The organism is Xanthomonas sp. LMG 12461, from assembly GCF_009192935.1.
GTDB lineage: Bacteria > Pseudomonadota > Gammaproteobacteria > Xanthomonadales > Xanthomonadaceae > Xanthomonas_A > Xanthomonas_A sontii.
The window spans coordinates 1-9,922 of record NZ_NQYT01000005.1; the positions used below are offsets into that span (position 1 = coordinate 1).

General features: G+C 67.1%; 9 protein-coding genes and 1 tRNA gene. 2 read left to right on the forward strand and 8 right to left on the reverse strand.

Annotation, left to right across the window (positions count from 1 at the left end):
- Window positions 1-541 precede the first annotated feature (541 nt).
- On the reverse strand, window positions 542-2,431 hold the full coding sequence (locus CEK68_RS01745) for a tetratricopeptide repeat protein (protein WP_152238346.1): 1,890 nt from the start codon (window positions 2,429-2,431) through the stop codon (window positions 542-544).
- Between the two features lie 134 nt (window positions 2,432-2,565).
- Window positions 2,566-3,168, reverse strand: coding sequence for an ATP-dependent Clp protease proteolytic subunit (locus CEK68_RS01750; protein WP_017907385.1), 603 nt, complete (start codon window positions 3,166-3,168; stop codon window positions 2,566-2,568).
- A gap of 55 nt (window positions 3,169-3,223) precedes the next feature.
- Here CEK68_RS01750 and CEK68_RS01755 point away from each other — a divergent pair, with 55 nt between their 5' ends.
- Window positions 3,224-4,048, forward strand: coding sequence for a sigma-70 family RNA polymerase sigma factor (locus tag CEK68_RS01755; RefSeq protein WP_152238347.1), 825 nt, complete (start codon window positions 3,224-3,226; stop codon window positions 4,046-4,048).
- Between the two features lie 42 nt (window positions 4,049-4,090).
- Here CEK68_RS01755 and CEK68_RS01760 read toward each other — a convergent pair whose 3' ends face one another.
- A complete protein-coding gene (locus CEK68_RS01760; RefSeq protein WP_226977730.1) occupies window positions 4,091-4,861 on the reverse strand; it encodes an SDR family NAD(P)-dependent oxidoreductase in 771 nt (256 codons plus the stop codon).
- A gap of 138 nt (window positions 4,862-4,999) precedes the next feature.
- Between CEK68_RS01760 and CEK68_RS01765 the strand changes: the two genes are divergently transcribed.
- Window positions 5,000-5,443 carry a MarR family winged helix-turn-helix transcriptional regulator gene (locus CEK68_RS01765; RefSeq protein WP_152238349.1) on the forward strand — a complete coding sequence of 148 codons (444 nt, stop codon included), beginning with the start codon at window positions 5,000-5,002 and terminating at the stop codon, window positions 5,441-5,443.
- 110 nt (window positions 5,444-5,553) lie between these two features.
- Here the strand turns inward: CEK68_RS01765 and cyoD are convergent, their stop codons facing one another.
- The 5 genes from cyoD to CEK68_RS01790 form a co-directional block, all read right to left on the reverse strand.
- The gene (gene cyoD, locus CEK68_RS01770; RefSeq protein ID WP_010341155.1) at window positions 5,554-5,892 is read right to left on the reverse strand and encodes a cytochrome o ubiquinol oxidase subunit IV; all 339 of its coding nucleotides are present in this window, start codon (window positions 5,890-5,892) and stop codon (window positions 5,554-5,556) included.
- Complete coding sequence (gene cyoC, locus CEK68_RS01775) at window positions 5,892-6,518, reverse strand: cytochrome o ubiquinol oxidase subunit III (protein WP_043092787.1); 627 nt, start codon at window positions 6,516-6,518, stop codon at window positions 5,892-5,894. The genes cyoD and cyoC overlap by 1 nt, the downstream gene beginning before the upstream one ends.
- A 3-nt stretch (window positions 6,519-6,521) precedes the next feature.
- Window positions 6,522-8,522, reverse strand: coding sequence for a cytochrome o ubiquinol oxidase subunit I (gene cyoB, locus CEK68_RS01780; RefSeq protein WP_148829215.1), 2,001 nt, complete (start codon window positions 8,520-8,522; stop codon window positions 6,522-6,524).
- On the reverse strand, window positions 8,522-9,463 hold the full coding sequence (gene cyoA, locus CEK68_RS01785) for a ubiquinol oxidase subunit II (protein ID WP_010341159.1): 942 nt from the start codon (window positions 9,461-9,463) through the stop codon (window positions 8,522-8,524). Before cyoA ends, cyoB begins: the two co-directional genes overlap by 1 nt.
- Before the next feature lie 317 nt (window positions 9,464-9,780).
- Window positions 9,781-9,856: transfer RNA gene (locus CEK68_RS01790), tRNA-Thr, on the reverse strand.
- Between the last annotated feature and the right edge of the window lie 66 nt (window positions 9,857-9,922).

The following is a 9,922-nucleotide window of genomic DNA, read 5'->3' on the forward strand; positions in this document are numbered from 1 at the left end:
TAGGGTCATGATCGGCGCTGGGCCCGGTCCTGCCTTGTCGATGCGAGTTCACGCCCGCGGGCGGACTCTGGATACCGTTCGGACACACAAGGGCCAGCATGTGGAGGGCGGAGCCGATCTACGATGCAAGCTCGAAGCTTTAGGAGCGACTGGACCTCCCGCACCTCCTCCGATGATCAGTCGGAAGACATGACGCCTGTTTAGGGGCGACATGTCCAGATACAAGGAGCGGCTTCAGCCGCGACCTGGCGTTACCGGTAATGCCCGATCGCGGCTGAAGCCGCTACTACACGATGCGCCCAGACGATGCCTTGTGGCAGGGACTTCAGTCCCGACTGCACGCTGCCTGGGAGGCGTTCCCTTTCTCCCCGTCACGCCTGAAGTCGCTCCCACACGACGCTCCGCTGGCTGCAGGAATGGCGTCGCTGCGGCCTTGGGCGATCCGCAGCAGCCGGAAGATCCACATCAAGACGCCATGACACACCGTGCCTACCACCCGGCGCGCCATGGCGCGCCGGGTCGTCGGCGGCATCGGCCAACATCAACGCGCCTTGTACAACTCGCTCAGGCGATCCGGCGTGCCGGCGATGCGCTCCAGGTGCGGATACTGCAGGCCGCCGTAGTAGGCGATGCGCAAGGTGTCGTAGCGGTCGCCGCGCTTGACCAGCAGTTCGATCGGCGTGCTGCCGCCCTTGGCCGCGGTGACCGCGTCCTTGAGCGCCTCGGCGCTGTACTCGCGGCCGCCGACTGCGACCACGCGGTTGCCGGCGATGATGCCGGCGTTGAACGTCGGGCTGTCCCACAGCACGGATTGCACCCGGCCCTGCTCGTCCAGGCTCAGGCCGAGCGAGTAGCTCAGGTCCAGGCTCTTGTTGCGCGCCTCGGAGGTCTTGCTGGCCGCGTTCGGCTGATCGGTATAGACCAGCTTCCAGCCGCTGGCCTCGATCCCGCCGACCAGCGACCCGTGCTCATCGAGACGGCTGCGCAGCAGGCTCGCCCAGTCGTACTTGGCGATCCCATCGAGCGTGGCGACGATGTCGTCGAAGGTGTAGGTGTTCACGTCCCAGGCGCCGTCGTGCATGCCGAAGAACGCCTTGGCGAAATCGTCCAGCGAGCGCTTGCCGCCGCTGAGCTCGCGCAGCTTGGCGTTGACCTCCAGCCAGACCATCTGCCCGCCGGAATAGTAGTCCTCGCTCAACTGGTAGCTGCGATAGGCGCGCGGCCGGCGCATCGACATGGTCGGGTCGTTGGTGGTGTCCTGCAGCGCGCGCCAGGCCAGGCCGGGACGGCCGCGCTGGTAGACCGCGGCGACGTTGGCCAGCATGTCGCGGGCCTGGTCCTGGGTCCACAGCCCTGCGCGCGCGGCGATCACCTCGCCCCAGAACTGGGTCTGGCCCTCGTACAGCCACAGCAGGCTGTCGCCCATCGGCACGTTGAAGTTGGGCGTGGCCAGGTCGGCGCCGCGCCGGTACTTGCCGTTCCAGGAGTGGTTGAACTCGTGCGCGAGCAGGTCGCGCATCTCCCAGCTCTTGTCCCACTCGGTGAAGTAGTCGAGCGGGCCGCTGTTCTCGCTGGAGCGGTGATGCTCCAGGCCGATGCCGCCGAGCTTGTCGGTCAACGCCAGCAGGAACTCGTAGTGGTCGAAGTGGCGCGCACCGTACAGCTTGTCCATCTGCTGCACCAGGGCCACGTGCGCCTTGACCTGCTCGGGCTTGGCCTCCAGCGACTTGGGCTTGTCGGCGAACACGTTCAGCGCCACCGGCGCCTTGCCCTTGTCGTCCAGCACGATGCGCTTGTAGTACTTGCCGGCGAACATCGGCGAATCGACCAGGTCGTCGAAATCGATCGGCTTGAAGGTCACCGTATCGCCGCTGCGCGTGGCGGTCTCCAGCGCGGTGGCGTAGCTCCAGCCGGCCGGCAGGGTCACGCTGGCCTGCGCCTTGATGTTGCGCGCGTACACCCCGGCCGGATACAGCGCGGTGGTGTTCCACTGCAGGTTGAGCATCTCCGGGGTCATCATCACCCGGCCCTGGCCGTCGCCCTGCGAGGACAGGAACTGGTACTCGGCGACGATCTCGCTGACGCCGGCGGGCACGTCGATCTTGAACGCATAGACGTCGAACTGGTCGCGCGTCCACGGCAACACCTTGCCGTTGGCCTTGATCACCAGCCCGGCGAGCTTGTCGATCGGGCCGGTCGGCGAATGGTTGCCGGGGATCCACTGCGGATACAGCAGGGTCATCGGCCCCGGCGTGGCCGGGATGGTGCTGCGCACGCGGAAGATACGGTGCGCCAGATCGGTGGCATCGACATCGATCTTCAACGTACCGGCGAAGGGCACGTCGCGCGGCGGGGCGGTCTGCGCCGAGGCCTGGAACGCGACAGTGGCGGCCAGCAGCAACGGCGCCATCCAGGCGGTGGACTTGTTCATGGGATCTCCAGGGGGGCGAACGACAGCGGACAGGCAAACTCCCATGCTATGCCTGCGCCGCCGCCGCGTGCCATGCCATAGGTCATGCCCGCGGCGATCGCCGCGCACGGCGCCTGCCGCATTGGCCGGAGCCCTCAGCGCCCGGCCAGTTGGCTGCGCCGCTCGACGATGCGCGAGACCAGGCCGTAGTCCATCGCCTCCTGCGCCGACATCCAGCAGTCGCGCTCGATGTCGGTCTCCACGCGCTCCAGCGGCTGGCCGGTCTCGCGGGCAATGACCTTGGCGATGCGGGCGCGCGCCTTGAGGATCTCGCTGGCCTGGATGGCGATGTCGCTGGCCGGGCCGCCGGCGCCGCCGCTGGGCTGATGGATCAGGAACCGGGTCTGCGGCAGGCACACCCGGCGCTCGCGCGGCACGCCCAGGAACACGTGCGTGGCCGCGCTGCCGACCCAACCCGAGCCGATCATGTCGACCGGGGCGGAAATGAAGCGCAGCGCATCGTGGATGGCGTCGCCGGATTCCAGATGCCCGCCCGGCGAGGACACGATCATCGCGATCGGCGCATCGGACTCGGCATCCAGCGCCAGCAGATGGCGCACCGTCTGGTAGGCGCTGGCGTCGGTGATGGTGCCGAACAGCAGCAGGGTCCGCGCGCGGAACGCCTTTTCCTCGAGGAAGGCGGCGGACGGCGATTGCGCGGAGGGCGCGGCGGGGGACGTTTCGTCGGAACGCAGCATCGGCCTGTCTCCATGTATGGTGGGTGTCCCTCCCAACGAACGACGGGGCTGCGACGTGACATCTCCGACCGACACGCCCACGCCGGCCGACGGCGAGGCGCTGCGCCGCCAGTTGCTGGCCCTGGCGCACCGCTGGCTCGGCCAGGGCCAGGACGCCGAGGACCTGGTGCAGGAGACCTATCTGCGTGCCGCCCAGGGGCCGTTGCCGGCGAATGGCGGCGACGCATGGATGACCACGGTGCTGCGGCACCTGTGCATCGACCGCCTGCGCCGCCGCGCCCGCTACCGCAGCGTGCTGGAACGCGCCGCACAGGACCCGGCGCTGCTGGAGGCCGGGCCGACGCAAGAACCGGCGCAGCACGCCCTGCACCGCGACGCGGTCGCACAGGCGCTGGCCCACCTGGTGCGCACCCTGCCGCCCGGCGACGTGGCGCTGGTGCTGCTCGCCGAAGCGTTCGACTTTCGCCACGCCGAGCTGGCGGCGCTGTCGGCACGCAGCGAAAGCGCCTCGCGCCAGCACTTGCGTCGTCTGTTGCAGCGCGTGCGCGTCGCACCGCCAGAAACGCCGGCGCGGCCCGCCGCCGCCCCGCGCGAGGACGAGGGCTGCCTGCTTGCGCTATGCCACCACGCGCTGCTGCATGGCGACCCGGCCGGCCTGGTCGCCACCTTGCGCGCGGCACGGCCACAGACCCTGTTGGCCAGCGCCTTCCCGGCAACGGCGACGGCGGCGGCGCCCGCCCACGCGGCACCCGGCATCGCGCCGGTCTACGCCCAGCCGCTGCAGCAACATGGGCAACTGGGCCTGTTGATCCGCAACAGCGACGGCGTGCCGACCTGGCTGCCGTTGTGCGAACTCACCGACGCGCCTTGCATGGCGTGAGCGGGACAACCCCGGCGCGCCGGTTGCACCGGCGCCGCCGCTTCAGTACCTGCGAACAGGAAAACGCCCGGAGAATCCATCGAACGCGGCACGCTCCACGTCGAGACGCTGCCGAAACTCCGCCGAATCGGTCATTCCGAAGCCGAGCTCATCGGCCTGCCCCGCCGCGAGGCCGGCGAAGATGGCGTCGCAGAAGTCGTCCAGGTCCGCGCCATGGGCCATGCCCGGGCCCGCCAGCGCGGTGCGGACCGCGGGCGGAATGATCTCGACGACCCTGACCGGCGTCGCGGCAAGCGCGAAGCGGAGATTGCGCGTATAGCTGTGGAGCGCGGCCTTGCAGGCGCTGTAGACCGGGGCGAACGGCTGCGGAACGAAGGCGCCGCCTGAGGAGACATTGGCGATCAGTGCAGGCTCGCCATGCTGCAGCAACAGCGGGACCAGCAAATGGTTCAGATGCACGACGGCAGCGAACAGGATGTCGATCTCGCGCTGGCGCTCGGCCCAGGGCGCCTGGTCGTCGGCGAGCGCGACGCGCCGCTGGATGCCGGCGTTGTTGACGACCACGCGCAGCCCGGGATGCCGCGCTCGCAGGTACTGCGCCAGTCGCTCGCGCTCTTCGGCGACCCCGATGTCGTTGACCAGGGTCTGCAGACCGGGCGCGGCCTGGGCCGCGCGGTCGAGCTTGCCTGCATCGCGGCCTGTGACCAGCACGTTTGCGCCCGCGGCCAGAAAGCGCCGCGCGAGGCCGAACCCGATACCGTCGCTGCCGCCGGTCATCACCACATCCACACCTGCGAACGTCATTGCAGACATCGCCATCGCCTCCAGGAACCGCGTGTCCGCTCGGCTGGCATCGCACGCCTGCCAGCGGCCACGCAAAGGTTGTCATGTCAACCTAGAGATACGCCGTTCGGGTTGCCATGTCAACCAGCGCCGCCTATGGTGATCCGCATGAAGCACGCACGACTCTCCGCAGGCGAACTGGCGATCTGGCACGCCTTCAAGCAGATGGGCCAGACGGTGATGGCCGCCGTCGAAAAGGACCTGGCCGACCACGCCGGCCTGACCGGCAGCGACTTCGGCGTGCTGTCGCGGCTGGTGGACCTGGGCAAGGGCGAGCTGCGCCAGCAGGCGCTCGCCGATTCCATGGGGTGGCACAAGAGCCGGCTGTCGCATCAACTCACCCGGATGCAGACGCGCGGCCTGGTCCGCCGCAGCGACGCAGAACCGCGCGTGGTGACGGTGGCCATCACCGTCCTGGGCCGGGAGAAAATCGCGGCGGCGCGGCCGATCCACGCCGCCGCGGTCAGAACCTGGCTGCTCGATCGCCTCAGCGCGGAAGACGCGCAGGTCCTGCTGAAACTCTCCGCGACGCTCGGCTCGGACCGCAGCTGACGGCGGCGCGCCCATCGGCCATCTGCGCCTTCCAGGGCGGCCGCACCGGACCGTAGAACGCAAAAGGCCGCCCGGAGGCGGCCTTCGCGAACCTGCGGCGGTGCCCGCCCTCAGTGCATCATGTTGACGTTGAGGTTGTGCATCACCCACAGCGAGCCGACCACCACGATGCCGATGATCAGCAGCGAGAACAGGCCCACGTGCACGTTGGAGCGCTGTTCGGCCGAACGGTCCATGTGCAGGAAGTAGATCAGGTGCACCAGCATCTGCACCGCGGCCAGCACCGCGATGACGATGACGGTGACGCCGCGCGGGAACGCCCCGCTCATCACCATGCCGAACGGGATCACGGTCAGGATCACCGCCAGCACGAAGCCGACCAGGTAGGACTTCAGGCCGCCGCCATGGCCGTGCTCGGCGTGCGTGTCGGAGGAATGATGGTTGGCCATTACAGCGCTCCCAGCAGGTAGACGATGGTGAACACGCCGATCCAGATCACATCCAGGAAGTGCCAGAACAGGCTCAGGCACGCCAGGCGGGTCATGTTGCGCGGGGTCAGGCCGTTCCTGGCGATCTGGATCACCAGCACGGTCATCCACAGCAGGCCCGAGGCCACGTGCAGACCGTGGGTGCCGACCAGGGTGAAGAAGGCCGACAGGAACGCGCTGCGGCCGGGGCCGGCGCCCTCTTCGATCAGGTGGTGGAACTCGTAGAGCTCCATGCCCAGGAAGCCCAGGCCCAGCGCCGCGGTGACCGCCAGCCAGCCGTACAGGCCGCCCATGCTGCGCTTGTTCGCCGAGATCATCGCCAGGCCGAAGCCCAGGCTGCTGAACAGCAGCAGGAAGGTTTCCACCAGCACGAACTTCAGGTCGAACAGTTCCTTGGCGGTCGGGCCGTCCACCGTCGCGCCGGCCAGCACCGCATAGGTGGCGAACAGGCCGGCGAAGATGAGGCAGTCGCTCATCAGGTAGACCCAGAACCCGAAGACGGTGTTGCCGCCCGCGTCGTGATGTTCGTGGTCGTGGTCGTGGCCGCCCGCGTGGGCGGCGTGGGAATCGAGCGTCGTGGAAGCCATGGTTCAGACCGCCTTTGCGGCGTTGGCCGCGTGTTGCTGTTCCAGCAGGGCGAAGCGCGCGTTCTCGATGCGCTCCACTTCCTCCGCCGGGACCCAGTAATCGATGTCGTCATCGAAGGTGCGCGCGATGAAGCTGCCGATCATGCCGACCAGGCCGATCACCGCCATCCACCAGATGTGCCAGGTCAGACCGAAGCCCATGACGATGCTGAAGGCGCCGATCCAGAAGCCCGCCGCCGTGTTGCGCGGCATGTGGATCGGTTCGTACTTGGCCGGACGCGGCCAGCCCTTGCCCTTGAGCTTGTCTTCCCAGAACTGGTCGCGGTCGTCGATGTGCGGCAGCACCGCGAAGTTGTAGAACGGCGGCGGCGAGGAGGTCGCCCACTCCAGGGTGCGGCCATCCCACGGGTCGCCGGTCAGGTCCATGTTCTCCTTGCGCTTCCAGATGCTGTAGCCGATCTGCACCAGGTTCAGGAAGATGCCGGTGCCGATGATCGCCGCACCCACCGCGGCCACCATCAGCCACGGCGCCCACTCCGGATGGTTGTAGCTGTTCATGCGCCGGGTCATGCCCATGAAGCCGAGCACGTACAGCGGCATGAAGGCGATGAAGAAGCCGATGATCCAGCACCAGAACGAGGCCTTGCCCAGCTTCTCGTTGAGCTTGAAGCCGAACGCCTTCGGGAACCAGTAGGTCAGGCCCGCCAGGTAGCCGAACACCACGCCGCCGATGATCACGTTATGGAAGTGCGCGATCAGGAACAGGCTGTTGTGCAGCACGAAGTCCACCGCCGGGATCGCCAGCATCACGCCGGTCATGCCGCCGATGACGAAGGTGATGATGAAGCCGATGGTCCACAGCACCGGCGCGGTCATGTGCACGCGGCCGCGGAACATGGTGAACAGCCAGTTGAAGATCTTCACGCCGGTGGGGATCGAGATGATCATCGTCGTGATGCCGAAGAAGGCATTGACGTTGGCGCCCGAGCCCATGGTGAAGAAGTGGTGCAGCCACACGATGAACGACAGCACGCCGATGCACGAGGTCGCGTACACCATCGAGGTGTAGCCGAACAGGCGCTTGCGGCTGAAGGTGGCGATCAGCTCGGAGAAGATGCCGAACGCCGGCAGGATCAGGATGTAGACCTCCGGGTGGCCCCAGATCCAGATCAGGTTGACGTACATCATGGCGTTGCCGCCACCGTCGTTGGTGAAGAAGTGCGTGCCCAGGTAGCGGTCCGCACCCAGCAGCGCCAGCGCCACGGTCAGGATCGGGAACGCGGCGATGATCAGGATGTTGGTGATCAGCGCGGTCCAGGTGAAGATCGGCATGCGCATCAGGGTCATGCCCGGCGCGCGCATGCGCATGATCGTCACGAAGAAGTTGATGCCGGTGAGCAATGTGCCCAGGCCCGAGATCTGCAGCGCCCAGATGTAGTAGTCGACACCGACGCCTGGACTGTATTCCAGCCCGGACAGCGGCGGGTAGGCCAGCCAGCCGGTCTGCGCGAACTCGCCCACGCCCAGGGAGATGTTGACCAGCGCCGCGCCGGCCACGAACAGCCAGAAGCTCAGCGAGTTCAGGAACGGGAACGCCACGTCGCGCGCACCGATCTGCAGCGGCACGATCAGGTTCAACAGGCCGGTCATGAACGGCATGGCCATGAAGAAGATCATGATCACGCCGTGCGCGGTGAAGATCTGATCGTAGTGGTGCGGCGGGAAGATGCCTTCGTTGCCGCCGTGCGCGATCGCCTGCTGGGTGCGCATCATCGCCGCGTCGGCGAAGCCGCGCAGCAGCATGATCAGCGCCACCACGATGTACATGACGCCGATGCGCTTGTGGTCGACCGAGGTGAACCACTCCTTCCAGAGGTAGCCCCACAGCTTGTACTTGGTGACCGCGGCCACCACCAGCAGGCCGAGCAGGCCGGCGCCGCCGAGGGCCGCCATGATGATCGGCTCGTGGTACGGAACCGCCTCGAGCGTGAGTTTGCCTAGCATCACTTGTCTCCAGAAGTGCACATGGCGACCGGCTCAGCAGCCGATGCCGGATGAGCGTCGTGGCCTTCCATCTTGTGGCCCTTGCCCATCATGTATTTGTCGATCAACGACTTGAACAGGCCGTCCTGCACCGAGGCGTAGTACGTCACCGGGTAGGCGGCCTTGTCGTTGCGGTTGGCCGCCAGCACCTGGAACTCGGCCTGGTCCAGGGTCTTCTGCGAGGCCTTGACCTTGGCCACCCACGCGTCGAAACCGGCGCGGTCGGTGGCATGCGCGGCGAAGCCCATCTTCGAGAAGCCGTGGCCGCTGTAGTTGGCCGACAGACCGAACATCTCGCCCGGCTCGTTGGCGATCAGGTGCAGCTTGGTCTCCATGCCGGCCATCGCGTAGATCTGCGTGCCCAGGTGCGGGATGAAGAACGAGTTCATCACCGTGTCGGAGGTGATCTTGAAGTTCAGCGGCGTGTCGACCGGGAACGCGATCTCGTTGACCGTGGCGATGCCCTGCTCCGGGTAGATGAACATCCACTTCCAGTCCAGCGCCACCGCCTCGATGGTGATCGGCTTGACCTTGGAGTCCAGCGGCTTGTACGGATCCAGCGCATGCGAGGAGCGCCAGGTCAGCACCGCCAGGACCAGGATGATCATGCACGGGATCGACCACACCACCACCTCGATCGCAGTGGAGTGCGACCAGTTCGGCTCGTAGCGGGCCTTGGTGTTGGACGCGCGGTAGCGCCAGGCGAAGGCCAGGGTCATCACGATGACCGGGATCACCACCAGCAGCATCAGCACCACCGAGGTGATCAGCAGCGTCTTCTCGTCGTGGCCGATCTGACCCTTGGGGTTGAGGATGGCCGAGTTGCAGCCGGCCAGCAGCAGCGCGGCCAGCAGCAACAGACCGGAGCGCAGCGAGCGCCGGAGTTGTTTCAACGGAATCATCGAACGATCCAATTGCGTAGGGGATGCGGACCGCGCGGGAGCGGGAGGCGGGGCGCCGTAGAGAGGGCTGTCCCGCGTCCGCCGCGGCATCCGGGCCGGCATGCGCGATCAACGACGCATTTTATGCTGCCGTGCGGCAACTCCGGAAGTCATTGACAAGCCCGTGCGGGCGCCAGGCCGCGTTTTTATGTGCGACACATTGCCGCACCCGCCTGCGACACGGCGTCGCAGGCCGCTGCGCGCACGAACCTGCGTCGCAGAAAAACGGGAGCGCAGACACCAGGAAGGCAGCCTCGCGGCTGCCTTCTGGGTACGACTGGTGCCGGAAACAGGAGTCGAACCTGCGACCTACGCATTACGAATGCGCCGCTCTACCGACTGAGCTATTCCGGCGGAACTGGCAATTCTAGGCGTCGGCCCGGGCCGGGGTCAATCGCTGCCCGGGCCGACGCCTAGAAT